Annotated in this window: 23 protein-coding genes, 1 pseudogene and 4 riboswitches; of the genes and pseudogenes, 11 read left to right on the top strand and 13 right to left on the bottom strand. The window is 38.7% G+C overall.

Going from position 1 to position 24,715, the window contains the following annotated elements:
• Positions 1-70: 70 nt before the first annotated feature.
• From ACW2QC_RS11890 to ACW2QC_RS11860, 7 genes and pseudogenes are all read right to left on the bottom strand, one after another.
• Positions 71-1,219 (bottom strand): winged helix-turn-helix domain-containing protein, encoded by a 1,149-nt coding sequence (locus tag ACW2QC_RS11890; RefSeq protein WP_457544195.1) that lies wholly within the window; start codon positions 1,217-1,219, stop codon positions 71-73.
• A 380-nt stretch (positions 1,220-1,599) separates the two neighbouring features.
• Entirely contained in the window at positions 1,600-3,243 is a 1,644-nt protein-coding gene (locus ACW2QC_RS11885) for a pyridoxal phosphate-dependent decarboxylase family protein (protein WP_457544194.1), read from the bottom strand.
• Between the two features lie 37 nt (positions 3,244-3,280).
• Positions 3,281-4,060 (bottom strand): annotated as a pseudogene (locus ACW2QC_RS11880) (sodium-dependent transporter); the annotation flags it as partial.
• Between the two features lie 170 nt (positions 4,061-4,230).
• The gene (locus ACW2QC_RS11875) at positions 4,231-5,424 is read right to left on the bottom strand and encodes a methyl-accepting chemotaxis protein (protein ID WP_457544193.1); all 1,194 of its coding nucleotides are present in this window, start codon (positions 5,422-5,424) and stop codon (positions 4,231-4,233) included.
• A 54-nt stretch (positions 5,425-5,478) separates the two neighbouring features.
• The gene (locus tag ACW2QC_RS11870) at positions 5,479-6,189 is read right to left on the bottom strand and encodes a hypothetical protein (protein WP_457544192.1); all 711 of its coding nucleotides are present in this window, start codon (positions 6,187-6,189) and stop codon (positions 5,479-5,481) included.
• A 56-nt stretch (positions 6,190-6,245) separates the two neighbouring features.
• A complete protein-coding gene (locus ACW2QC_RS11865; protein ID WP_457544191.1) occupies positions 6,246-6,614 on the bottom strand; it encodes a hypothetical protein in 369 nt (122 codons plus the stop codon).
• Positions 6,615-6,741: 127 nt separating this feature from the next.
• Positions 6,742-6,828, bottom strand: a riboswitch (cyclic di-GMP riboswitch).
• Positions 6,829-7,393: 565 nt separating this feature from the next.
• The gene (locus tag ACW2QC_RS11860; protein WP_457544190.1) at positions 7,394-8,317 is read right to left on the bottom strand and encodes a phosphotransferase family protein; all 924 of its coding nucleotides are present in this window, start codon (positions 8,315-8,317) and stop codon (positions 7,394-7,396) included.
• A gap of 184 nt (positions 8,318-8,501) precedes the next feature.
• Here ACW2QC_RS11860 and ACW2QC_RS11855 point away from each other — a divergent pair, with 184 nt between their 5' ends.
• Positions 8,502-9,854, top strand: coding sequence for an MFS transporter (locus ACW2QC_RS11855; RefSeq protein WP_457544189.1), 1,353 nt, complete (start codon positions 8,502-8,504; stop codon positions 9,852-9,854).
• Positions 9,855-9,878: 24 nt separating this feature from the next.
• On the top strand, positions 9,879-10,319 hold the full coding sequence (locus ACW2QC_RS11850; protein WP_457544188.1) for a hypothetical protein: 441 nt from the start codon (positions 9,879-9,881) through the stop codon (positions 10,317-10,319).
• Here ACW2QC_RS11850 and ACW2QC_RS11845 read toward each other — a convergent pair.
• On the bottom strand, positions 10,243-11,742 hold the full coding sequence (locus ACW2QC_RS11845) for a DHA2 family efflux MFS transporter permease subunit (protein WP_457544187.1): 1,500 nt from the start codon (positions 11,740-11,742) through the stop codon (positions 10,243-10,245). The two genes, ACW2QC_RS11850 and ACW2QC_RS11845, sit on opposite strands and share 77 nt — an antisense overlap.
• 126 nt (positions 11,743-11,868) lie before the next feature.
• Positions 11,869-12,306: a MarR family winged helix-turn-helix transcriptional regulator gene (locus ACW2QC_RS11840; RefSeq protein ID WP_457544186.1), complete on the bottom strand. Its 438-nt coding sequence runs from the start codon at positions 12,304-12,306 to the stop codon at positions 11,869-11,871.
• Between the two features lie 306 nt (positions 12,307-12,612).
• On the opposite strand from ACW2QC_RS11840, the gene ACW2QC_RS11835 reads away from it, so the two are divergent.
• From ACW2QC_RS11835 to thiE, 6 genes are all read left to right on the top strand, one after another.
• Positions 12,613-14,100 carry a peptide MFS transporter gene (locus tag ACW2QC_RS11835; protein ID WP_457544185.1) on the top strand — a complete coding sequence of 496 codons (1,488 nt, stop codon included), beginning with the start codon at positions 12,613-12,615 and terminating at the stop codon, positions 14,098-14,100.
• Between the two features lie 143 nt (positions 14,101-14,243).
• A riboswitch (TPP riboswitch) is annotated at positions 14,244-14,357 on the top strand.
• A 78-nt stretch (positions 14,358-14,435) separates the two neighbouring features.
• On the top strand, positions 14,436-14,921 hold the full coding sequence (gene thiW, locus ACW2QC_RS11830; protein WP_457544184.1) for an energy coupling factor transporter S component ThiW: 486 nt from the start codon (positions 14,436-14,438) through the stop codon (positions 14,919-14,921).
• 7 nt (positions 14,922-14,928) lie between these two features.
• Positions 14,929-15,032, top strand: a riboswitch (TPP riboswitch).
• Between the two features lie 75 nt (positions 15,033-15,107).
• Positions 15,108-15,797 carry a thiaminase II gene (gene tenA, locus ACW2QC_RS11825; RefSeq protein ID WP_457544183.1) on the top strand — a complete coding sequence of 230 codons (690 nt, stop codon included), beginning with the start codon at positions 15,108-15,110 and terminating at the stop codon, positions 15,795-15,797.
• Positions 15,794-16,603 carry a bifunctional hydroxymethylpyrimidine kinase/phosphomethylpyrimidine kinase gene (thiD, locus tag ACW2QC_RS11820; protein ID WP_457544182.1) on the top strand — a complete coding sequence of 270 codons (810 nt, stop codon included), beginning with the start codon at positions 15,794-15,796 and terminating at the stop codon, positions 16,601-16,603. The genes tenA and thiD overlap by 4 nt, the downstream gene beginning before the upstream one ends.
• Complete coding sequence (gene thiM / locus ACW2QC_RS11815) at positions 16,600-17,373, top strand: hydroxyethylthiazole kinase (protein WP_457544181.1); 774 nt, start codon at positions 16,600-16,602, stop codon at positions 17,371-17,373. Before thiD ends, thiM begins: the two co-directional genes overlap by 4 nt.
• Entirely contained in the window at positions 17,374-17,997 is a 624-nt protein-coding gene (gene thiE, locus ACW2QC_RS11810; RefSeq protein WP_457544180.1) for a thiamine phosphate synthase, read from the top strand. It abuts the gene before it with no gap.
• Positions 17,998-18,086: 89 nt separating this feature from the next.
• Here thiE and ACW2QC_RS11805 read toward each other — a convergent pair whose 3' ends face one another.
• Positions 18,087-18,827 carry a MerR family transcriptional regulator gene (locus ACW2QC_RS11805; protein ID WP_457544179.1) on the bottom strand — a complete coding sequence of 247 codons (741 nt, stop codon included), beginning with the start codon at positions 18,825-18,827 and terminating at the stop codon, positions 18,087-18,089.
• A 373-nt stretch (positions 18,828-19,200) separates the two neighbouring features.
• Between ACW2QC_RS11805 and ACW2QC_RS11800 the strand changes: the two genes are divergently transcribed.
• Both ACW2QC_RS11800 and ACW2QC_RS11795 read left to right on the top strand, forming a co-directional pair.
• Entirely contained in the window at positions 19,201-19,719 is a 519-nt protein-coding gene (locus tag ACW2QC_RS11800; protein WP_457544178.1) for a hypothetical protein, read from the top strand.
• A 95-nt stretch (positions 19,720-19,814) separates the two neighbouring features.
• Positions 19,815-20,000 carry a hypothetical protein gene (locus tag ACW2QC_RS11795; RefSeq protein ID WP_457544177.1) on the top strand — a complete coding sequence of 62 codons (186 nt, stop codon included), beginning with the start codon at positions 19,815-19,817 and terminating at the stop codon, positions 19,998-20,000.
• Between the two features lie 114 nt (positions 20,001-20,114).
• Here the strand turns inward: ACW2QC_RS11795 and ACW2QC_RS11790 are convergent, their stop codons facing one another.
• The 3 genes from ACW2QC_RS11790 to ACW2QC_RS11780 all read right to left on the bottom strand — a co-directional run bounded on the left by ACW2QC_RS11790 (position 20,115) and on the right by ACW2QC_RS11780 (position 23,213).
• The gene (locus ACW2QC_RS11790) at positions 20,115-20,900 is read right to left on the bottom strand and encodes a squalene/phytoene synthase family protein (protein WP_457544222.1); all 786 of its coding nucleotides are present in this window, start codon (positions 20,898-20,900) and stop codon (positions 20,115-20,117) included.
• A gap of 186 nt (positions 20,901-21,086) precedes the next feature.
• Positions 21,087-22,640, bottom strand: coding sequence for a BCCT family transporter (locus tag ACW2QC_RS11785; protein ID WP_457544176.1), 1,554 nt, complete (start codon positions 22,638-22,640; stop codon positions 21,087-21,089).
• 276 nt (positions 22,641-22,916) lie between these two features.
• Positions 22,917-23,213: a DUF3219 family protein gene (locus tag ACW2QC_RS11780; RefSeq protein ID WP_457544175.1), complete on the bottom strand. Its 297-nt coding sequence runs from the start codon at positions 23,211-23,213 to the stop codon at positions 22,917-22,919.
• A 211-nt stretch (positions 23,214-23,424) separates the two neighbouring features.
• A riboswitch (SAM riboswitch) is annotated at positions 23,425-23,532 on the top strand.
• Positions 23,533-23,655: 123 nt separating this feature from the next.
• Here ACW2QC_RS11780 and ACW2QC_RS11775 point away from each other — a divergent pair.
• Entirely contained in the window at positions 23,656-24,708 is a 1,053-nt protein-coding gene (locus ACW2QC_RS11775) for an LLM class flavin-dependent oxidoreductase (protein WP_457544174.1), read from the top strand.
• Positions 24,709-24,715: the final 7 nt, after the last annotated feature.

Here is a 24,715-nt window from a genome sequence, read left to right as displayed (position 1 = left end):
TATCAGAGGAATATCAGAGGATGGGAGTTTTTTGTATTTTCCAATCAGTGTAGGAAATTACCCAAATAAGTTATTTCAAATAAACATCAAGCTGGCTTCTAATTTGGCGCTTCAATTCAGGAAAATTGTATTCTTCAGCATACCTTTTCCATGCTTTTTGGTAGCGAGCGTATAAGTCATTTTTCATTTGAAATTCTTTTAAAAAGAAAAGGATAATATTCAGACTACTCAATATGCCTGGGATGTATTTAGCTTCCTGGAATAGTTCAAATCCTTCATCGAAATAATGTTCTGCTTCGGCTTGTTTTTCTACGGTAAGGCATTTTATTCCTTTAATAACATAAAAGATAGCTTTTTCTCTTAAAAAAGGGTATTTTACGAGCATTTTATCCATTTCCACCATCTTTTTGTCAATCCTGTCAGTATCACTTCTAAGAAAGGCAAGATAGAGCTCTGTAAGGGAAATCAGCGGTATAAAACCTTCCAGATTTTTTTCGTGAATCTCTTTTTCTGATTGTCGGAGAAGATTTTCCGCTTCGTCAAACTGCTTCGTATATATCAAAAACGACAAACGGTTCAGTAATCTTATTTCGAGACGATAGTGTTCTGGCAGTTCTTTTGCAGCCAATGCCCTTGAAAAATAATCAAGGCATTTTTTCTTGTCTGCTTCGATGTAGGAATATATATGAAGAAAGTAATAGCATTTTTCCCAGAAGAAGATTTCCTCCTTCTCTAGGAACCACTTGAAATCACCCCTCATGAAATGGAGATATAGACGACTCTGTAGATCAAGTTCAAAGCCGAACACAGCCTGATTTTCTTCAAGTAGCTTCAAGGCATCTCCCTGGCCGTAGAGATGATATTTGTGAAAGAGCATTTTCACATTAGAGGACACCTCCTCGTCTTTTAACAATGGACTCTTATGCGCCTCTTTACTAAGTATCAATCGGTAGCCCCACCCTCTGACTGTTTCGATGCTAACCACAGAGGACAATGGTTTCAGCTTTCTCCTAACCCGGTAAATATGATCATCTACTGTCCTATCTGTCGGAGCTTCCATTGGCCAAACCGCGTCAAGAAGCTCGTCCCTCGTAAAAATCCGTGATGGGCTTTGATATAAAAACTGAAGGAGCTGAAATTCTTTCGGCAGCAAAACAATCTCTTCGGAACGATATTTTACTTTAAAGTCCCCATTGAAAAACTTTATTTTTTCCATCATTTCACCTTCGTTTTAATGGAATAAATTCCTTACATTCATTATAGCAAACGGACATTTGGTGTGCGGGAAGAAAATATAGTTGAGTATTATGGAGAGAGCCATTATTGACATGTTTCTCCATAAAGAATTTAATAAGGTCCTTTTATAGAAGACAAGACAGGTATGATATATTGTTAAATACATTCTAGCAAACTCAAAACATACCTATCCAGTCGCTCCTCCATCATCTTATCGGTTAATCCCGTCACACCAAAAGCTTCCCAGCCCGGATACACCACAAAGTTTGAGGTATCAGACCCCAACCACGGAAAGCTTGTTACATCATGCCGCCCGTTAAATGAGAATGTGTAATATCTTTAACGCTTTTAGATCCTATAATTCTATTCTAGATTGAAAGCCATGATTTTTGTTTTCATGAAAAATTCTAGGTGTTCTTTTAGAAATCCAACATAACGATCGACCTCATCTATCGTTGAATATGGTGAGATCGTGAAAAATTTATGTGCATATATGGATATTCGCTTGTTTGAATTTGCTGCTTCCACGAGACGCTGCTTTTTTGTATTTCCAAAGAAGACTGTATCTCGTTCTGCACCAATTACTTCTGCAAATTCGTCATTAAATTGATTTATATCCATCATTTCTTCAACGGTTAAAAGCCCGTTCAATTCATCATTCCATTTTGTCATTTCAGGATAAAAGCGGAATGTTGTAATCGGGGAAAGCTCATTCGTGATCGCTACATTCGAAACTTCTTTTGTTAGCCTCTCTCTAAAGGCAATATTGACGCGAATATAGTTGGCTAAAAGCTCTTGATAGCCTTCCATACCAAATGCTAATAATGAAGCATAGATCGCCAAAGCACTTCCCATTCGCGAGCATTCGAGTGTATAACCTGTATGATAGCTTCCATAACCGCGATTCCCAACATACGGTGTTTCTGCTTCATCTAAATCAATGTACTTCAGGTTCTCCCTGTTTTTAATTAAAAATAAACTTGTAATATAAGGTGTTTGTCCTAACTTATGGAAATCAAAGACCATACTATCTGCAAGCTTGATATGTTTAAACTTCTCTTGATAGGATTTCAATACCTCATTAACATTGTCTTCAAATTGCAGAGAATTACTTTCAAAGTCGTAATCATTAAAGAAGGTATACATACCCCCCATAGCTGAGTCAGCGTGGATATAAATTGGACTTAAGCAGTGCTTACGTTCCAGCCCATCCGCTATTCGCTTAATCTCCTCAATGTCATCAATCCCAAATGTATCGGTTGTTCCCATTGTGGCAAGGATATAAAGCGGAACGCCACCTTTTGCAATAACATGCTCCATTTTTTCTTTTAAGTCTTCTAGATTCATGGAATGATCATGATTCACTTTCACGCGAATCATGTTTTCTACACCAATCCCAGTTGTTTCTACAGATTTATACAAACTGTAGTGGGATAGCTCTGAACAGAAGCAATAAAGATTTTCCGGTACTCCCGTCTGATTAGAGGCCGGCGCATAACGGGCAATGGCCAGACGCAATGAGTTGAAGGCAGCCCCTTGTCCTCCCCAAGTTGTATATCCGGAACTTAGATTTTCATCGTATCCGATTAGTTTTGACAGCATGCTTGTGACTTCGACTTCTGCGGTAGCCGCTGCTGAACCTTCCACATCCCAAATATTGTTCCCATTGACAAGCACCATTACTAAATTCCCGATAATACTGGCTATATTCGGAAGGGGCGCTGCATTAGCTACATAGTTTTGATTGACATACCTATGTCCTTCTACTAATTTTAGAAGTTTCTTAATCACTTCCTCCATAGAAACTCCCGTTTTCGGAACGTCTGCCCTATGAATAATAGAATTATAGTAATCCTCTGTGTACTCTGGCATTTCGCCTAGCGTTAGTTTGTTAGGATCCTTTAATTCATCTATTTTCGTTAAAATCGTCTTAAAGTAGGACAATAGTTCCTCCCTTTGAAGGATATTCCCGTCCATACTAGGAAACAATTTTTGTATTTCCTTCATTGTTTGACCTCCTTGATGTTTTTACTAGAAGTAATTTTTATTTAAAGCAAATTAGAATCCAACCAGATAGCCCTATTGCATCTAAGAAAACGACGATGATAGCGATCGGAACTATGTATTTTAATAGAAAATAACAGATGGAAAAAAACATATCCTACATTCGATCCTTGTTTTAATTCTGTAAACAAATCTTCCTTTGAAACTTTTCGAGATACAAAAATCGCGATTAATAATGCACCTAAAGGCATTAAGAGCATTAAGATATTACTGACAGCATAATCCATCAAGTCAAAGATCGTCTTATTAAAAAGTTGGACATTTGCCAGCACACCGTACGAAATACAGGATGGGACTCCAACGATAAAAATAAGAATACCAATCAACCAAGTACTTTTCTTGCGCTTTCTGGGATCATTTTTAGTAACTGCTGCCACAATAATTTGAAACATAGAGAATGCTGAAGTGAAAGCAGCAAATAAGAATAATATTAAAAACACTAAAAAGAAGAGCATCCCAAAAGGCATCTGTTCAAATACTGCCGGTAAAACAGAGAATATTAAGACAGGTCCAACATTCGGTTCAATTCCAAATGAGAAAGCCCCCGGGAAAATGGCTAAGCCTGCTTATAAGCAATGACAATATTTAAGATAATGATAGAAATGGCAGATTGAGGTAGATTTTGAGTCTTAGGTAAATAAGAAGCATATGTAAGCATTATTACTGAAACACCTAATGATAGGGTGAAAAATGCCTGTCCAAGTGCAAGTAAGATACTTTCAGATGTCAGCTTTGAAAAATCTGGTACAAGTAAATATTTCTTTAGGCCCGCGGCTTTGAGTCCCTATTTTTCATTGAGTTTGCTATTTTCGAAGGATATTACAAAATACTTTTATTAAAATGATTTTCATCCCTATAAAGTTACAAAATAAAGCTTCTCACAAGTTTGATCAACCTATGAGAAGCATTCTTAATCTTTATCAACATCCTTTATACTGCTACACTGATTTTATCTTCAGCCTCTTGATCCACTTTGGTTTCCTCTATTCCAACACCATCTAATAGTAATTTGTTGACATCATTCTTTAACTCTTTAAGCCCCTTTGCTTCCTGAACTAGTTTTTGTATTGTTTGTAGTTCATCATCGCTAATTTCTATTAGCTCCTCAAACATTTCAACAGATTCCTGAGAGATAGAAGCTATCTCTGCAATTGTTGCTGTTATCTGTTGAGAAGCAGAAGATAATTCTTCTGTACTAGCAGAAGAATTTGCATTATTTTCAGCGATAACCTTTGTAGCAGATAGAATCTTTTCGAACATAGTTCCAACCTCTACAAAGGTCGTACTTGTATCTTCAAATTCTTCTGTTCCCTGTTGCATTGATTTTACAACTATTTCAGTTTCTTCTTGTATATTCTTTACAATATTTGATACTTCAGAAGAAGACTGACGAGATTGTTCGGCCAATTTTCGAACCTCATCAGCAACAACCGCAAATCCATTACCGTGTTCACCTGCACGGGCCGCTTCTATTGCCGCATTCAATGCCAATAAATTAATTTGTTCTGAAATCCCTGTGATCACTTTTACAATAGTGCCGATTTCGTGAGACTTTTCTCCAAGTTTATTTATTGCATCAAATGTTGTATTTACCGTTTGATTAAACTGCTCCATTTTTTCCAAAGAGTCCTTTAACTTTACGTTTCCTTCTTGCGTCAATTCTAAGGTAGTATTCGATTGTTCCGAAATTTGATTTGATCTCGCAGAAAGATCTTCGATAGACTGTGTCATTTCTTCCATAGACATTGCGCTTTCTTCTGTAGCTACCAATTGTTTCTTTAATCCTCTACCTACCTCATCGATTGCGGCTCTTACAATATCAGCTTTCTCAGTTGCATATTCACCGATTTCAGTAAGATTTTCTCCTTTTTTATGTACACTTTTTGAAAATGAAAGAAACTTTTCTCTTACACGACCAAAGAATTCAATTAGTTGATTAAATACAGCATGATCAGAACTTTTTTCATCAACCTTACTACTGATATTACCTGCTGATATTTCTTTCATTCCATTTATGATTTCTTTATTGATATGAGGATGATGCTTTAGTGAAAAATATAGGTAAGCAAAATATACTGTTGTCCCTAATAAGATAACAATAATACCTAGCATTATAACTTCCATGATTAATTAATCCCCTGCTTTTTTAATTATTTGATTAGACCTGTTATGAAATTTTTAAAGCTCTTTAATAAGTATGTATGTTCCATCAGCTATATTTGAAGGAATATCCTTTAACCTACTATTATCCTGATATTTATGGACAATATAATTTCCTTCCAAATCTTTATATTTCTCCATATTATGATATTTCCCCATCACACGTATCGATTTCGGGTTTGTTGCTTCACCCAAAACAGCCTTCAATCCTTGTGAAGATGCCTCTGTTATCAGTCTATTTCCTAATTGCTGAATAATTTCGTGACGGTCATGTTCAGCTACTACTCCTAACATAAATAGGTGCAATAACTCTCCATCTTTGAGTTCTTTTCCGCTTCGCTTTTTATAATCTTCCATGAAACGTTTATCCACATCCTCCAAAACATGCAGAATGATGTTCATATCATAAAAAGAACCTTCAAATATATCTTCCCCGATAATCTCTGGTGCATTTGTATCTCCAGCAAGTACACCAACAACATTATTATTACTATCTTGAGCGACTGCGCAATATCCCTGCTCTACTGTTGAGTCTAAATAATCCTTAGTAAACTTATAGAAATCTTCGTAACCGATATTTAATTGACCTACCATCGGTTCCTGTACCCATTTTCCTGAAACATCCACACCAATAAATGAACGTGCTAGACACTCAGCTGCCCTCTGAATTAAATCTGTTTGTTCCTTCGTTATAATTTCATATGTATATAATTCTAGTGTTGTTTGCACTTGTTGACTTCCTTTCACATTTTAAAGTAAAAATCCCCTGATTATTGGAATCCAAGTTACATAGAAGAAGGTACATGATCGATAAATGTACCTGGAAATTCTATTCTTTCAAGTGCATTCCTAACTTGCACTTGAGCTATTTTAGATGAAGGCTTTACTACAAGAATATCCTTAAAACCTAAGCTAGAATAAAATTGCATCGTTTGCTCCAACTGCGGTACAACTTTTGATGGAACCGGAGTTTGGTAAGTAGCATCGACAACAAATGTATAATCTTGTCTTGATACTTTATTAATCGTATCCTGTAAATCTACCATATAACCTTCTACATCTTCCTCTCTCATTAATCCATGCACCTGTACATGTACTTCCTTCACGGCTTCATTAATTGCCATTTTATATTTTCTTTTATCTACAACTACCATCTCTATCCTCCCTTTTTCCTATAGTCTGCCATACTTCATTGTTGAGTTTGTACGGTTTTCCGTAAGAGCCTAAAATAGGCTATCCCAGATGCAGATAGGGATAACCAAATAATCGCTTCTTATAATTATTGGCAACCCGACTATCATTATCCATAAGGATTTTAGACTCGCAGCTTTGCGTCCTTACCTTTCGATAAGTTTGCCTTTATCAATTTTTCACAAAGATAGTACTAATGTCATGCTTATATATTACTATAACATTATAAACATATTGTCGTTTTTTGTCTATATTGGGATTTTTATCTTGAAAAGTTGGATGCATAAGAATAAGACTTATTTCGTTTTTCATAAGTTATGGAAGAAATGGTTTAGGATTAGAAAATGAGTGATTTAAGTTTTTCTGATTGTCGGAGAAGATTTTCCGCTTTATCAAACTACTGCGTATATATCAAAAACAATAAACGGAAGCTCCTCCCTCGTAAAAATCCGTGATGGGCTTTGATACAAAAACTGAAGGAGCTGAAATTCTTTCGGCAGCAAAACAATCTCTTCGGAACGATATTTTACTTTAAAGTCCCCATTGAAAAACTTTATTTTTTCCATCATTTCACCTTCGTTTAAATGGAATCAATTCCTTACATTCATTATAGCAAACGGACATTTGGTGTGCGGGAAGAAAATTTAGTTGAGTATTATGGAGAGAGCCATTATTGACATGTTTCTCCATAAAGAATTTAATAAGGTCCTTTTATAGAAGACAAGACAGGTATGATATATTGTTAAATACATTCTAGCAAACTCAAAACATACCTATCCAGTCGCTCCTCCATCATCTTATCGGTTAATCCCGTCACACCAAAAGCCTTCCAGCCCGGATACACCACTGGCGGACCAAAAAGGATATCGATCAATGAAACGTAATCCCAATACACATCATATGTAAAACTATTACCTTGATCCTTCTGATACGCCGCTAAAAATTTGTCTGCTGTTTCTACATCATATAGCATTGCTAGATTTAACCTACAGTGTCCAACATCGATGCCAGCTGGTCCCCTACACGCATTTACCCAATCGACAACACCACTAACTTTCCCATTGCGATACAAAACATTGGTAGGGTGATAATCCCGATGAATGAAGCAATCCTTAATTGGCGGGCGTGGACCTTTTACGATTTCAATTGCTTTTTTCCATGCTTGCGGAAAGTTAGTCCACAATGGCATTTCTAATGATGGAATATCATTATAAGTGAAATACGTCCAATTAAAGTCATCTGGATCTATAGCATGAATTTTGCCAAGTGCCGCTGCCAAACCCTTCAGCCATTCATTCCAATCATTCGGTTTCAAGTTAACAGAACCTTCGACCATTGTCATTAGAACAGCTGGCACCCCACAAATTTCGCCCTTCTCTTCAAATGCGATTATTGCAGGTGTTGGAATGTCCGCTTTCGTAGCAAGACGCAGACTTCCCGCCTCATGCAAAGCTAAATCAGGTTCATCCGACAGCCATTCCTTATTGTCAAATAAGCGTAATACCACATGTTCCACACACTGGTTGACCTGAAGGGAAATCCGATATAATGTTGACGATGTACTCCCTTTCAATTGTTCGGTCGTGATTACTTCAGCATTATGGTCAACCGCATTTACTACCCAGTTTCGTATATCCTCGGTTAAATTGATACTGTTTTTTATCATGTTATCCACGCTCCAAATTAAGATTCACGCTTTATTAGCCCCGGCTTCGGCCCGATGTTGTGCGACTCTCCGGCCCATGTACGAGTCCCCCCGGGAAAACCTTTTGAGCAAAATATTTTTGACTTCCCCTGCTTTGGCATATGATTAAGGTTATTCGAATTTATAAAAAAAATAGGTGATCAAAATGGCACAAACAATACGTAAACCGTGGCTGCTTGTTTTAACAATTGGCCTTGGTACACTGCTTAATCCACTAAATTCATCGATGATTTCGGTTGCACTAACTCGGTTACAGCATGAATTCACCTTAACGTTTGCAGATGCTTCCTGGCTTATTTCCATATTTTATTTGGCAAGCGCAGCAGCACAGCCTGTAATGGGAAAATTGAGTGATATGTTCGGCCCAAAACGTTTATTTTTAACTGGGTTAATTCTTGTTGCAGGTGCTTCTATGTTAGCACCTTTTTCGCCAAACTATCCATTTCTTCTGGGCTGCCGCGCGCTTCAGGCTATTGGCAGTTCAACGTTGTTTCCTAGCGGGATGAGTATGGTGCGAACAAATATTACTGAAGGGCAAGGGAAAGCATTGGCTACTCTGTCCATTTTCGCGTCCACTTCAGCAGCTTTCGGTCCTTCAATCGGTGGTTTTTTAATTGCTTCATGGGACTGGCAATCAATTTTTATCATTAACTTTCCTTTTATTGTTCTTTCTTTTGTAATGGCTATTTTTATTTTACCGACAAAAGGACAGGGAAAAATAGATGTAAAGCGAATTGATTTCATCGGGATCATTCTTTTTATTGTGTCGATGATTGGTTTGATTTTATTTCTGCTTTCCCTGGAGAATAATATCCACTGGTCAGCATTGGTTGTCTTTTTAATTTCATCGGTTGGCTTTTATTTTTATGAGAAAAAACAGGAGGAACCTTTTATCGATCTTGCATCACTTAAGAGAAATACCAATGTTTCATTCATCTATTTACAGTTCACCAGTATTAATCTGATTTATTACTGTTATTTCTTTGGTTTTCCTACATTTTTGCAACAAGTTCGCGATTACAGTGAGGAACATACAGGATTAATTATGCTTGCACTGGCAGGTTTCAGTGTCATTGTTGCCCCAGTTGCAGGTCGAATGATTGACAGGTATGGATCGAAATTACCGCTCGTGATCGGAGCCTTTCTACTTTTAATCGGCACAGCACTGTTACTCACATTTCAGCAGGAGTCATCATTGTGGTGGTTTTTAATTATCATGTCGATACTTGGTATGAGCAACGGATTTAATAATATTTCGATGCAAACAGCCCTTTATGAACAAGTTAAGCCCGAAGAAACCGGCTCAGCGTCAGGTCTCTTCCAAACAAGCCGTTACTTGGGTTCGATTCTTTCATCCTGTTTGCTTGGCCTGGCATTTAACAGCCATTTGGATATAGAACATTTGCATATTGTTGCAGCAACCAGTCTTGTTTTCTGTATGCTCGTGATTGTACTTGCGCTTAGATTACCGGGACAAAGGCATTTGGGCAACCGCTGATGGTGTGAGCTGGGACTCTCAGCATTGGCTCTCTTCATTATAGTTGGTTGCGGGGTTGCTTTTTTTATCGGGTTGGCTTTTCGCATTTCGTCCGGAGACTTTTCGCTTTTGTCCGGCGACTTTCCGCTTTCGTCCGGCGACTTTCCACTTTCGTCCGGCGACTTTTCCCTTTTGTCCGGCGACTTTCCACTTTCGTCCGGCGACTTTTCCCTTTTGTCCGGCGACTTTCCACTTTCGTCCGGCGACTTTTCCCTTTTGTCCGGCGACTTTCCGCTTTATTCCGGCGACTTCCCGCCCTCTTCCGGCGACTTTCCCACTCATCCAGCAACTTCCCACAGCAGTAAAAAACCAGGCTACCGGGTACTCCCCGATCGCCTGGTTTTATTATTTATGCTTTTTCTGTCACAAGCTCTGGTTTCTGTTCTAATTCTGGATCTTCTTCCTGAGAAGTTCTTCCTCGCTTGATAAAGAAAGAAAGAACCAGCGCAATCGCTGCGAATACTGTTGATACCATAAAAGCATCGTTAATGCCTTGAACCTGCGCTAGATTAGTTGCATGAAGCATTTCTTGTTTATTCGTTGGGTCAAAACCGTTAGAAATAATAATATCTTTTATACTATCTTTTGCTTGATTTGTCATTACCGTCACAAGGAAAGCTGTACCAATGGCCCCAGCTACGGCTCTGACTGTATTGACCATAGCAGTACCATGCGGATGCAATCGTTGTGGCAACTGATTAAGTCCGGCAGTCATAATTGGCATCATAATCATGGACATCCCAAACATACGGATCGTGTAAATGATAACCAAATACATGTATCCAGTGGAATCTGTCAATTGTGTAAACAAATATGTCGTAACAACAGTGATTGCCAATCCAAAAATTGCTAAAGGCCGTGCACCAACTTTATCAAATATTTTACCTGTTATTGGTGACATAATTCCCATTACAATCGCCCCTGGCATAAGCATTAGGCCAGAATCCATCGGGCTGACGTCAAGAATGTTTTGTAAATAAATAGGAATAAGCAGCATTGGAGCAAACATAGCTACTGTTAACATAATATTAATAACCGTGGTTAACGAGAAAATTCCACTTTTAAATACACGAAAGTCTAACATAGGTGTTTCCACACGCAATTCGCGCAATACAAACAAGAGCAATCCGATAAAACCAATAATCAATCCGGTGATGACGGAGGCACTAGTCCATCCGTTCGTACCCGCCGTACTAAAGCCATACAAAATACCGCCAAATCCAAGTGTGGACAAAATAATTGCGACCACATCAATATCCGGAAATGTTTGCTTAGTAACGTTTTTCAAGAAAATACTTGCTAGAATAATCGTTAGTACAGCAATCGGGAAAATAATATAAAATAGTACTCTCCATGAATAATTTTGCACAACGAATCCTGATAATGTCGGTCCAACAGCTGGTGCGAATATAATAGCGATACCAATGACACCCATTGCTCCCCCACGTTTTTCAACAGGGAAAAGGGCCAATACCACTGTTGTTAGAAGTGGCATGATAATACCTGCACCAACAGCTTGAATAACTCTTCCTGCCATCAAGATAACAAACCCTGGAGCTATTCCACAAATCAGTGTACCTAAGGCAAAAAGGCTTATCGCGGTTAAAAATAATTGTCTTGTTGAGAATTTCTCCATTAAAAAAGCAGTGATCGGGATAAGTACACCATTAACCAGCATAAAGCCTGTAGTTATCCACTGGGCGGTACTTTCCTCTATTTTTAAATCCTCCATAATGGAGGGTAGGGCGACGTTCATTAATGTTTGATTAAGTAGCGATACAAATGCACCCAAAATGATAACAGCTAAAATCGGCCCTTTCTTTACATTCATTGTTGTTGACTCAGTCATTCTTTATTTCATCTCCTATATTTTTGGAAAAACTTGTAATTTACCTCGTTTAAGCGGGGGCTGAAGTTTATCCTATACTTCTAAAAAGTATTACACTTATTTAAATTACTCGCTGTGTTCTCCCTTTTACTGTGTTACGTTATCCTCAAAATTAGCTAGAAGTTTATTAGCAATGGTTTTAAACTGTACCAATTCCTCTTTAGATATATTATTGGTAAGCTTCTTAATGAACGCTTTTCTGGAGGCATACATCGATTCTAAAATTTCCTTGCCGCTACTGGTAATTGATAAATACACAACCCTACGATCCTTTTCATCTCGTTGCCTTACAATATAATCACCGTTGACAAGCTTATCAGTAATACCCGTCAATCCTCCTGTAGTAATGGAAAGAATATCAGCTAACTCAGAAGCTCGTTGCTGCCCGTCAGAATTTAGTTTATAAAGCAGAAGAACTTCATTTCTTGAAAACCCCAATTTCGTATGTTCCCGCCAAGCACCAGGAAACTTTTTCATGATTTTTCTAAAGGTATCTTCTAACTCAAGAAAATCATCTTCAAACATATTGCCTATCACTCCCTGTGAATAGTAAAGGAAAACTGATTAGTGGTTTTATGCTCAATAAACAGTTTCAAATAATCCATTCACTAAATATCTTATCACTAAGACTTTTAATAACAAGACGATATTATACCCTTGTGGTATACAACTGTCAATACTTTTTTAAGTGGATATTAACTAAAAACTAAAGGCTTTCCGGCTATATGTGATTAATTATTCTGTCTATTAACGCTATTTAGAGTTATAAATAACTTTTCAATTTGCTTATAATCTTGTATAATTATATTTGTCAAACAGGGAGGCAACAATATGACATCAAATAATCAAAATATTCAAGATGTTCCGCAAAAAGGGTTTTTTGGACATCCAAAAGGGTTATTTACACTCTTTTTCACAGAATTTTGGGAGCGCTTTTCTTACTACGGAATGCGTGCCATTCTATTATTTTATATGTACTATGAATTATCAAAAGGTGGACTAGGAATTGACCAGGGTACTGCCGCATCGATTATGGCTGTATACGGTTCGCTTGTTTACATGTCAGGTATCATCGGTGGGTGGATTTCTGACCGTTTACTAGGAAGTACACGTACTACCTTTTATGGCGGAATTTTAATCATGTTCGGTCACATTGTTCTATCCTTTCCAGGAAGCTTAACATTTTTATTCATTTCAATGGCGTTAATCGTTCTTGGAACTGGCTTGCTGAAACCGAATGTATCGAATATCGTCGGTGACTTGTATAGTAAAGAAGATAATCGCCGGGATTCTGGTTTTAGTATCTTCTATATGGGAATAAACTTGGGAGCACTTATTGCACCATTAATTGTCGGAACAATTGGACAAGAGTACAATTTCCACCTTGGATTCAGTTTAGCGGCGATCGGGATGTTTGTCGGTCTAATTATTTTCATCTTCACAAAAGGAAAATATCTTGGCCCAGCAGGTTCGACTGTTCCAAATCCACTTTCAGGGTCAGAGAAAAAAACCGTATTTAAACGGTTTGGTATTGGTGCAATCATCGTTATTCTATTGGGAGCAATCACTATCCCGACCGGTATCTTAACAATTAACGGTTTCACAATGATTGTAAGTTTACTAGGGATTGTAATTCCTACGTGCTATTTCATCGTTATGTATCGCAGCAAGAAAACAACAGAAGTGGAGCGATCTCGTTTACTTGCGTATATACCAATGTTTATCGCAGCTATTATGTTCTGGGCAATTCAAGAGCAAGGTTCAATTATTTTGGCACGTTTTGCTGACCAGCGAACCGATCTAAGTTTGGCAGGCTTTGAGCTTCAATCTTCTTGGTTTCAGTCATTGAATCCTTTATTTATTGTACTTTTAGCGCCTGTATTTGCTTGGCTTTGGATTCGCTTAGGAAAAAGCCAACCATCAACACCGAAGAAGTTTTCACTTGGGCTATTTTTCGCTGGACTATCTTTTCTCGTGATGATTGTACCAGCTATCATTAATGGAACAGACACACTTGTCAATCCGTTATGGTTAGTATTAAGTTTCTTCTTAGTTGTTATTGGGGAATTATGTTTATCACCAGTTGGTTTATCAGCAACTACGAAACTTGCACCAGCTGCATTTTCAGCGCAAACGATGAGTCTATGGTTCCTATCCAATGCCTCAGCACAGGCTATCAATGCACAAATTGTAAAACTATATTCGCCTGATACAGAAATTTTATATTTCGGCATCATTGGTGGAATATCCATCTTACTTGGTTTCATTCTATTTGCCGCATCAAAGAAAATTCACGTGTTTATGCGGGGAATTGATTAACTGAAAAAGGGCCGCTTCAAACTTTTGGTTTTGGAGCGGCCCTTCTTTCTTTAAGAATTGTTGAGAGAAAAATATTTGTTATAGACTGGTGACAAATGGAAAGACCTCTGTTAAGATAAGAATCAACAAGCAAATTATAATAGTTCAACTACTAGGGGTGCCCAAAATCGTGGGCTGAGAGGAAGGCCGAACTGCTTTCCGACTCTTATGGACCTGATCTGGTTAACACCAGCGGAGGGAAGTAGTGAGTGGCATTATGTCCATAAACTAATCCCACCAGCTAGGTCCCTTTATCAGGATCTAGCTTTTTTATTTTATTTGAAAGGGGGAATCAGATGAATCGAACGCGTTTACTAACAACAATGGCAGTTTTTGTAGCTATTGGAACGATTGGGGCACAAATTCTATGGTTTCCAGCAGGCGTTGCCAAAGCCTACCCTGTACAACATGCGGTCAATGTCATGGCAGCAATCATGCTCGGTCCAACTCCAGCTGTTATGGTCGCATTTATGATTGGGTTACTCCGTAATTTGCTTGGACTTGGTACGCTATTGGCATTTCCTGGCGGGATGATTGGTGCTTTTCTAGCAGGTTATCTCTACAAAAAATTTGGCAAAAAGTTATGGGCTACACTTGGAGAATTCATTGGCACCGGAATTATTGGTTCCTTGTTTGCCGTACCATTTGCCAACCTTTTAATGGGAAGTTCAGTTGGTGCATTGTTCTTCTTCCCATCATTTCTAGTGAGCAGCGGAACAGGCGCATTGATGGGCTGGATGATAGCTGTTCGCTTGAAGCAACAAGTACCACAAAATATTTAGTATAACGGAAAACTACTAGGGGCGCTGTAACGGCTGAGAATAGGAATATTCCTTAGTCCCTTGGAACCTGATCTGGTTAATACCAGCGGAGGGAAGTAGTCGAGCGAGAATAATATGTACTCTCCTCTATTTATCTACTTTTCTACTCCCCTAGTAGCTTCCTTAAAAATTCAAGGAGGCATGACAATGACTTTTTCACAAAATCTTAGAGAAGAAAATAAAGATATTTTTCAAGCAATCTTTAACCATCCATTTGTACAGGGAATTGGCAAAGAAAACGTCCCTAAAGAAGCATTAGCACATTATATTAAAGCAGACTTTGAATATTTAAATGCATTTATCAACATTTACGGAATCGCGATTTCCAAATCAAACAATCGTAAAGATATGTCCTTTTTTAATGAACAAATCCAGTTTGTACTGCATAGCGAAACCCATCCTCACCATAATTTTTGCGAGGTAATCGGGGTAGGGTATGACGAACTTCAGGGGCATCCATTACCACCTACTGCTGATCATTACATGAAGCATATGATGTATCATGCACAAATGGGCAGTTTGCCAGAAATAATCTGTGCATTACTTCCTTGCCCATGGACATATCTCGAAATCGGGAAGGAATTGATGAAAACATATAAACCGTCTAAAAATCATGCGTTTTATCCATGGATCAGCTTTTATGCTGAGGATAGCATGGAAAAAACCACAACGGAAATGCGAACCCGTTTAGATGAATTGGCAAATGAGTCTTCAAACAAAGACATCTCACGAATGAAAGAAGCATTCCGCAAAAGCTGTCAATTGGAATTAGCTTTTTGGGACATGGCATACACTTGTGAGGAATGGCCTGGAGAAAGATTGGTGACACAGCAATGACTCAAATACCTTGTGTACTTACCATTGCTGGTACCGATCCAAGTGGCGGCGCCGGCATTCAGGCTGATTTAAAAACATTCCAGGAATTTACATGCTACGGTATGTCTGTGATTACATCTGTTGTTGCGCAAAACACAACTGGCGTTCAGGAGGTTCACCATATCCCTATAAAAATGATTGAACAACAACTTGATTCTGTTATTTCGGATATCCCATTTCAAGCATTTAAAACGGGAATGATTGCGAATATCGACATAATGGATGCAATAGCCAAGAAAATTTCGCATTTATCCGTCCCTTTTGTCATGGACCCTGTAATGGTTGCTACCAGTGGTGATCCATTAATCACAGCAGATGCCCGAGACTATTTGCGTGACCAGCTTCTACCCATGACAACGTTAGTTACACCAAATGTTCCAGAAGCAGAATATATTATCGGAGAAACCATTAAAACGATCGATGATTTACAACAGGCTGCTGAACAAATCGTATTTAAACATGGTGCCGGAGCTGCCCTTGTTAAAGGGGGCCATTTAGATGGTGAAGCAATTGATTTTTTATATGACGGAAGAGAAATGTACCATTTTTCTTCTGAACGAATTGAAACGAAAAATACACATGGAACAGGTTGTACCTATTCTGCTGCAATAACGGCATTATTGAGCAAAGGCTTTTCTTTACCAGAATCCGTAAAAAGAGCAAAAGATTATGTAACTGCTGCAATCCGCCATTCATTTTCAATCGGACATGGCAGTGGGCCAACAAATCACTGGGCAACACCTTTAGAGGAGGTTAACAAGCCATGAACAGTAACAACATTAAAAATGTCAGGGAAAAACGTCCGCTTATTCACCATTTAACGAACCAGGTTGTCATGAACTTTACGGCTAATGGTTTATTATCCTTTGGTGCAACACCAGCTATGGCTAAAGCGGAAGAAGAAGCAGGCGACATGGCATCGATAGCGGATGGAGTACTGATTAACATTGGCACCATTACACCATCTGAGGTTTCCGCCATGATTCAAGCTGGAAAAGCTGCCAATGAAAAAGGAATACCAGTAGTATTTGATCCAGTTGGTGTCGCCTCAACGCCATTTCGAGATGATGCTGTAAAACGAATACTACGTGAAGTCAAGCCTACAGTTATTAAAGGTAATGCGGGTGAAATGGCCCATCTCGTCCAAATACCCTGGGAAACAAAAGGACCTGATTCCGTTGGTGAGGGAAATACTGCAGAAGTCGCTGCCAAAGTGACCGAAATTTATCAGACCGCAGCTGTTGTTACCGGAGAGACGGATATTATTTGTACGGGGAACCATTTAAAACAAAACCAGACTGGTCACCCATTTCTTACTAAGGTTACAGGAGCAGGATGTTTGCTCGGTTCCATTTTAGCGGCATGCCTTACAACAGATGACCCAATCGAACAACAAGCCTTAACTGCCGTAGAATTTTACGGATTAGCTGCTGAATATGCTGTCAATAGCCCTGAAGTTGCTGGACCCGGAACATTTCTACCTCATTTCATTGATGCTCTTTCACTTGAGAGCGATGAATTAGGGGGGCTAAAATAAATGAAACAAACATTTAGCCAAAGTTTGAGAAAGTATTTTATTATGGGTAGCCAAAATTGCGACAGTGATCCTGTGGAAGTACTTCAATCAGCAATTTCAGCTGGAATAACTGCCTTTCAATTTCGCGAAAAAGGTGAAGGGGCATTAAAAGGAAATGAAAAATTGACGTTAGGACATAAGCTTCGTGAAGTTTGCAGCAATTGCGACATCCCATTTATTGTTAATGATGATTTAGAGCTTGTAGAAACCCTTGAAGCAGACGGAGTTCATGTTGGGCAAGAAGACAAGTCAGTTGAGGAATTACGTCAATTTTTTCCTAATAAGATAATTGGACTTTCCGTATCAAATTTGCGTGAGGTTTCAAAGAGCCCCATTCAAATGGTTGACTATTTAGGTGCTGGACCGGTTTTTAATACTACTTCAAAGGCAGATGCCAAACTAGCTGTAGGCTTAGATTGGATTACAACATTAAGAGATCGCTTTCCCGACTTACCCATCTGTGGAATTGGTGGCATCACAACACAAAATTCCAAATCTGTTATCGATGCGGGTGCTAATGGTGTCGCTGTTATATCAGCTATAGCGAAAGCAAAAGATATAGAAGAAGCAGTGGAAAGTTTATAGACTCAATAGATTACTTTCCAGACAGGTAAAAAACACAGTGCCCCTCCCTAAAAGGCACTGTGTTTTTACGTCACTTTCTCAGTGAAAAGTTATTTCTTATTTCGATCTGCGTAAACTGCCATCGCATCACGCATAAACTCGGCTAGGCCTTCACCAAACTGATCAATGTTTTTTCTAAAACGATCATCATCAACATACATCTGACCAAGTCCTTTGAAAGCATCCAACGAATAGGTACCAACCTTATTCAAATAGTCAAACCATACCTTAATATTTTCTTGTGCTATATCTGACTCTGGTGGCTCATGTCGAATCTCGGCTAGCTTTTTATATAGTACATTAAAATCATCTTCTAAAGCTTTCTGTTCACCCTTAGACATGTTATCCACTTTTGCATTTGACTCATCCACAGCTTTATCTCCCCAGCGATCACGGGCCTCTTGCTCATATGGGTTATGGCTGAAATCAAAGCCTTCAAATTTTTCTTTAGCTGACATATTAATTTCTCCCTTCGAGTGTTGAATGGTTTTATCAATTGTCGAAATCATCTTGTCAAGGCGACTTCGTTTTTCGATTAGCATTTTACGATGTAACTCCAAAGCCTCTTTCCGATCAAATGATGGACTACTGATAATTCCTTTTATTTTTTTTAAAGGGAAGCCAATTTCCTTAAAAAACAAAATCTGTTGTAATGTTTCCAGATCGTTATCGGAGTACAGACGATAGCCAGATTCCGTTGTACTTGCTGGAGTTAGTAATCCAATTTCATCATAATGATGTAGTGTGCGCACACTAATTCCAACTAAATCCGCAACCTCTTTCACTTTCATTGTAACTGGTAACCTCCCTTTAATGATTACTATAAAGTATGACGTAACGTGAGAGTCAACACAAAAAGAGAAATTTTTAATTCCTTTAACTTTCCCTCACATAATACTAATTCAACATTCGCGACCAAAACTTCAATTATTTATTAGGATTAATAGCCAGATTATGTAAGTGCCCATGAAAAACTACAATCTTCATCGTTCAAAAAGTTCAATTGTCTTATAAGTGCCTATACCACCCTAGACGATTATCCATATTGTAAAGGGAGAGACTTTTATGATTTTGTCAAAAAGTCACCAAATGATAAGCAGCGAACGAACGATATTTCATTGGCAACTTTTTGAGCACACACTTTAAGGGAGGAAATGAATCATAATGAATTATTATCAGCAACCATATAATCAAGATGTTGAAAGGCAGCAATTTAATATTCCTGGACTTTTTGATTTTTTCACTGGAGGTGGAAATCAATCAGGTTTTCCTGGTGTAGGCCCAGGGGGAAGTCCAGGATTCCCAGGTGGAGGAAACTTTCCTGGAGGACAGCATGGTCCTGGTTTCCCTGGTGGCGGACAATCCGGAGCTCCTGGTTGGGGGCAACCTAGTTTTCCTGGAGGCCAAGGATTTCCTGGGGGTGGCCAATCCGCCAGTGCTCCTACCACTCCTCCACCATCTTTTACTCCAGAAAAGCCGCAATTCCAAACATTTGCAGTAGATCCAGGTGCGATCCGCGGGTGTCTTTACCGCTTCACATATATCTGGTTAAATCGGAGTTCTTTTTGGTTTTTCCCGATCTATGTAGGCAGAAATTCAGTTGCAGGTTTTAGATGGTATGGCAATAGATGGTCCTACTTCGGGGTGGATCTAGACAGAGTTCAGTCATTTCAATGCTTTTAACCTTGTAAACTAAACCAACCTCGGGGACTAGACAAACGGCCATCCAAACGTAATCCCTCTTTTCCACATAGTCTAAAGGGAAGGAGGGATTACCAATGTATCAATTAGCTTTACTGTATTTAGCTTGTGTTTTAGCCGGGTTCGGACTAGCTAACCTTCCAACTTCAGCTGTTATAACCCCTGAAATAGCTAATTTTTTCGAGGTGATTGGCGGAATATCCATGGCTGTATTTGCCATAGCCGTATTATATCTCGGAGTCAAAGCCTTATTTCGAAAATAAATCGGGTGATGAGGCCTATGATTACAGCCTCACTTCCCTTGCTTTATCGATGATTTTCCAAGTCTATTAATTCCCATGCAAGAAGCCGCTATTTTGATGAACAGCGGCTTCTCCTTATTCATTCTTTATTTCTTCAACAATCGTTTCTACTTCATTACGGGAAATTTTTTCTCTGCCACCTTGTAATGCCTTCACCGTTCTTTTCGCTAGTGCCAGCGGAATCCTACAAAACAATAAAATATTCCGAGTTGAAATATCCTCCATATACGCATCCGCATAAGCAAGGTTTTTTTCCGTATATTGGAATAAATCGGCTCTTGTCCAACCATCTGGAACAAAATGCACCCCGCGTTCACTATCTTCTTCCTGGTTCCGCAAGATATTAACGGCTTGCAAACCCCTTCCGTACCCAATAGCTAGTTCACGGTCTGTCGTTGTTCCGTCATACCATTCCCATATATCGGAAAGCATGACACCGACTAATCCTGCAACATAATAGGTATAGTTATCTAAATCTTCTTTATCCTTAATATACCAATCTTTTTCTGTCCAATCCGCCATTCCAGCTGCCATAACACTTGTTGATTCCTTTATTTTGCCAACTATTTCTGGCGGGCAAACCGTAATCCATTCGCCAAGTCTAATCGTTACTTCGGGTAAAAGTGATTTATATGGTTCTAGCAATTGACTATATGCGTCATTATCAAATTTACTTTTCAACAATTCACTTGTAGAGCGCAATAGATGTTGCTTTGTTTCAGAATCCAATTGTTCATGATCTTCAATTTCATCAACCGCTCGCATGCATAAATAAGCTGATGCAACCGTTTTCTTTAATGTTGGTTTCAAAAGACTAATTGGTATATAGAAGGTTCTACTTGTTAATTTCAGTACATGCATTGCTTCTTTTTGTAAATTTTTAACGCTTTGGCTCAAGCGGTTCATCCTCCTTTTGTAAACCATGAGGTATGTTTAGTATAACAAAAAATTCGCATGATTTATATACATATGGGTTGGGGATCTCCTTTTTATTCTGCACAAAAACGGGTACTTCTCCCCCAAACAAGAAAAGTACCCCGTTGTTTTTTAATCGTCTTCTTTTACAAGCAAAGGTTTTTTGCCTTCACGTTCCCACGCTATATTTTGCATAATCGCCATCTCTTTTACTATTTTTGGCGCTAACCAAAGCGGTGGCAACAACAGTAAAGAAACAGGTACAGCCGTAATGACGATCATATTCTGAATCGCCGTAATCGATCCTTCCCCAATTACGAGTAGCACCATAGAAAATAGGCCGAACAAAATCGCCCAAAATACGCGCAGCCAACGATATGGGTGGTCAGTTCCCGTAATAGAGACAGCAGTAGTATAAGACATCGTGTCAACTGTTGTTGCAACGAACACAATGGTTACAATTAAAAACCCAATTGCCATAATAAGGCCCATCGGCAGTTGATCCATGATTGCCATAACTGCAGCTGGCATGCCCGACTCATTTAATGCTGTTGAAACAGATCCAGGATTTTCTGATTCAAAGAACACACCCGTCCCGCCTACTACAGAAAACCAGAAGTTACTCACAATTGGTGCAACGATTGAAACAGCAAGCACCAATTCGCGTACCGTTCTTCCTGTTGAAATCCGACTTATGAAAATAGCCATCATCGGGCCATAGCCGAGAAACCATCCCCAGAAAAAAACAGTCCATGCACCAAGCCATGCTTCATCACCACGGTACAATGACATCGTGAAGAAATTTTGCAAATAAAAGCCTTCCCCGGAAACAAAAGCATCAATAATGAACATAGTTGGCCCAATAATAAGTACAACAGCGGCTAATAAAATAGTTAAACCTACATTGATGCGACTTAATAGTAATATCCCACGATCAACACCAGTTGCCGCAGAAATAGCAGCTATCATCGACAATACTAATACAATAATAATACTTGTCGTTAACACATTGGGTATACCGAATAAATCATGTAATCCATAACTTACCTGTAACCCCAGAAAGCCAATAGGTCCAAGTGTTCCTGCTGCTACTGCTATAATCGAGATGATATCAGCAAGCGAACCAAGAATACTTTTATGATAGACTTTTTCCCCGAAAATCGGATATAGGATTGCTCGGGGTTTTAGCGGTTGCCCTTTAACATAATGCACATACATCATCACAATTGTGGATAATGTCCCAAGTATGGCCCATGCCAAAAATCCCCAATCCATAAAGGCTTGCGCAAAAGCGGCCGGGATATTACCTGATCCTTCACCGAATAACGGTGGTGTAGTCATATAATGATACATTGGCTCAGCCGCCGCCCAAAAGACTCCCCCGCTCGCAAGTAATGTGCAAAGAATCATAGAAATCCATTTAAAATAATTGTATTTCGGTGCTGCTTGATTCCCTAAACGAACCCTTCCATACTTTGAAAAGACAAAATAGATCCCAATTACAAAGTTTGCCAACAATAGTACCTGCCAATAGGCTCCAAAATACTTCGCAGACCAATTAAATAATTTAACAATCGTATCGCCCACCATCGTGCTGTTGATGAAAGATAACACAATGAATAAAATTACAAATCCTCCACTTATTAAAAACACTGTCCAATCTGTTTTATTCTCTTTTTCGTACACGCTTTTCCTCCTAATTAATTAGGAGCAAGTGTCGATAAGTGCGTGTTCAAAAAGCCACCGCTTGTCATTTAGTAACTTTTGAACAACCTCTATAATATTTCCACACAGACCGATGGATGGAAGATAATAACCAAACTACAATTACGAAAAACCACAACTTGCCCTTTTTTAAATAACACATAGTTGTTCATTATAGGGATGTTGAATATATCCGTCAAATATAGAATATTCCTTTGTTTGTAAAAATAATCTGTTACGTTGTATTCAGCTAAGCGCTTATTCCTCCATTAATTCCAATTTAAAATCACCAACTGCACCATCTTGATAGAGATTTGTAATTGACGTCGAATAGGAGTAAATAGTTGCGTGAAATTCGAGATTTTTTTCTGGAACTTTCACATGAAAATCATTAGCATATAGCAAGGTTGTAATTTCGTGGTAGTCACTGCTGCTAACTTTAAAATCAAATCCTATTTTAAGTAATTTTTCGGCCTTAGATTTATTCACAACTGTATCTTCGTAAAAATTGTCGACATTAATTGTCCTATTGTTTATGATCACTTTTTGATTCATTATTTTTGCCACCCTTCTTGAACCTAACTAAATTCTAGCAGTTGAATTTAGTTATTTCTATTGTTATTGCTTCAGTGTTCTTTTAACCCTCGTTAACGAATAGGGCGACCAAAAGCGCAACGTCCTTTCGTAGTCCCTCCAATGAGTGAAATTCACTTATTGATTGCTTTAATACATACTTTTCTGGTATGATTACTTTAATTTAATACATTTCTTATTAAGAGTGGTGGAGGGAATGGCCCGATGAAACCCGGCAACCCACTGATAATGATCAGGAAGGTGCTAATTCCAGCAGCGTTTAACGGCTGCAAGATAAGATGGAAGCCATGTACAAAACTTCTTCTTATCGAAGAGGTTTTTTTATTTATGAAAAATGTGATCAAACATATTTCTGGCACTTCATCTTGTCATACAATTTATGGTGAAAAGGGAGAGGTTATTAATGAAATACGGTTTTTGGCTACCTATTTTTGGTGGATGGTTACGAAATGTAGATAATGAACACATGCCACCAACATTTGATTACGCAAAAGAAGTGATTCAGTCAGCAGAAAAATGGGGATATGATACAACATTAATTGCTGAATTGTATCTAAACGATATAAAAGGAATTGAACATGACTCATTGGAAGCTTGGTCAACAGCTGCAGCACTTGCAGCTGTTACAGAAAAAATCGAAATTATGGCGGCAATGCGTCCTGTATTCCATAACCCAGCTGTAACTGCAAAAATGGCCGCTAACATTGATCGTATCTCGGGCGGCCGCTTCACATTTAATGTAGTCTCAGGCTGGTGGGAAGAGGAAGCGCGTCAATACGGTGGGGATTTCACAGCACACGACGAACGATATAACCGTACCGAGGAGTTTTTACAAGTAATGAAAGGGCTCTGGACCGAAGAAACGTTCAGCCATAAAGGAAAATTTTATGAGGTCGCCAATACACATTTGGAACCGAAGCCAGTGCAACGGCCAAATCCTCTTCTTTACGCAGGCGGTGAGAGTGAACGGGGAAAAGAAGTCATTGTCAATAATTGTGATGCCTACGTGATGCATGGAGGAACATTAGAAGAAATTTCTGCAAAAGTTGAGGATATGAAAGCACGCCGAGAAGCAGCAGGAAAATCTACATTTAAATCATTCGGATTGGCTGCATACATCATTTGCCGTGACACGGAAGAAGAGGTAGTAGAAGAATGGAAACGGATCACCGATGTTAAAAATGCGGACGGCTATGCAGGATATCAAGATTTTGTCAGCAAATCACAGCTTGAGCAGCAAGTAAAACTAAATGATTATTCCGTTTCCAACCGGGGATTGCGTCCAAACTTAATCGGAACACCTGAGCAAATTGCTAATCGCATCATCGAATTTGAGGATGCTGGAGTTGACCTTTTACTCTTACAATTCTCTCCACAATTAGAGGAAATGAAGCGCTTTTCGGAAAAAGTAATGCCACTTGTCGAGGAGAAACGTAACTTAAAAATAAACCAATAGGAGGCAT

The sequence above is a fragment of the Virgibacillus sp. FSP13 genome, assembly GCF_054048505.1.
This window is presented reverse-complemented; position numbering and strand designations above follow the sequence as displayed.

Excerpts from the sequence above, each read along its gene's own strand:
- ACW2QC_RS11845 (WP_457544187.1), bottom strand. The coding sequence starts at position 11,742 with ATGACTGAGTCAACAACAATGAATGTAAAGAAAGGGCCGATTTTAGCT.
- ACW2QC_RS11855 (WP_457544189.1), top strand. The coding sequence starts at position 8,502 with ATGGCACAAACAATACGTAAACCGTGGCTGCTTGTTTTAACAATTGGC.
- ACW2QC_RS11805 (WP_457544179.1), bottom strand. The coding sequence starts at position 18,827 with ATGAAAGTGAAAGAGGTTGCGGATTTAGTTGGAATTAGTGTGCGCACA.
- ACW2QC_RS11890 (WP_457544195.1), bottom strand. The coding sequence starts at position 1,219 with ATGATGGAAAAAATAAAGTTTTTCAATGGGGACTTTAAAGTAAAATAT.
- ACW2QC_RS11790 (WP_457544222.1), bottom strand. The coding sequence starts at position 20,900 with ATGCATGTACTGAAATTAACAAGTAGAACCTTCTATATACCAATTAGT.
- ACW2QC_RS11885 (WP_457544194.1), bottom strand. The coding sequence starts at position 3,243 with ATGAAGGAAATACAAAAATTGTTTCCTAGTATGGACGGGAATATCCTT.
- thiW (WP_457544184.1), top strand. The coding sequence starts at position 14,436 with ATGAATCGAACGCGTTTACTAACAACAATGGCAGTTTTTGTAGCTATT.
- ACW2QC_RS11780 (WP_457544175.1), bottom strand. The coding sequence starts at position 23,213 with ATGAATCAAAAAGTGATCATAAACAATAGGACAATTAATGTCGACAAT.
- ACW2QC_RS11775 (WP_457544174.1), top strand. The coding sequence starts at position 23,656 with ATGAAATACGGTTTTTGGCTACCTATTTTTGGTGGATGGTTACGAAAT.
- thiE (WP_457544180.1), top strand. The coding sequence starts at position 17,374 with ATGAAACAAACATTTAGCCAAAGTTTGAGAAAGTATTTTATTATGGGT.
- ACW2QC_RS11795 (WP_457544177.1), top strand. The coding sequence starts at position 19,815 with ATGTATCAATTAGCTTTACTGTATTTAGCTTGTGTTTTAGCCGGGTTC.
- tenA (WP_457544183.1), top strand. The coding sequence starts at position 15,108 with ATGACTTTTTCACAAAATCTTAGAGAAGAAAATAAAGATATTTTTCAA.
- ACW2QC_RS11840 (WP_457544186.1), bottom strand. The coding sequence starts at position 12,306 with ATGTTTGAAGATGATTTTCTTGAGTTAGAAGATACCTTTAGAAAAATC.
- thiD (WP_457544182.1), top strand. The coding sequence starts at position 15,794 with ATGACTCAAATACCTTGTGTACTTACCATTGCTGGTACCGATCCAAGT.
- ACW2QC_RS11835 (WP_457544185.1), top strand. The coding sequence starts at position 12,613 with ATGACATCAAATAATCAAAATATTCAAGATGTTCCGCAAAAAGGGTTT.
- ACW2QC_RS11875 (WP_457544193.1), bottom strand. The coding sequence starts at position 5,424 with ATGGAAGTTATAATGCTAGGTATTATTGTTATCTTATTAGGGACAACA.
- ACW2QC_RS11800 (WP_457544178.1), top strand. The coding sequence starts at position 19,201 with ATGAATTATTATCAGCAACCATATAATCAAGATGTTGAAAGGCAGCAA.
- ACW2QC_RS11860 (WP_457544190.1), bottom strand. The coding sequence starts at position 8,317 with ATGATAAAAAACAGTATCAATTTAACCGAGGATATACGAAACTGGGTA.
- thiM (WP_457544181.1), top strand. The coding sequence starts at position 16,600 with ATGAACAGTAACAACATTAAAAATGTCAGGGAAAAACGTCCGCTTATT.
- ACW2QC_RS11865 (WP_457544191.1), bottom strand. The coding sequence starts at position 6,614 with ATGGTAGTTGTAGATAAAAGAAAATATAAAATGGCAATTAATGAAGCC.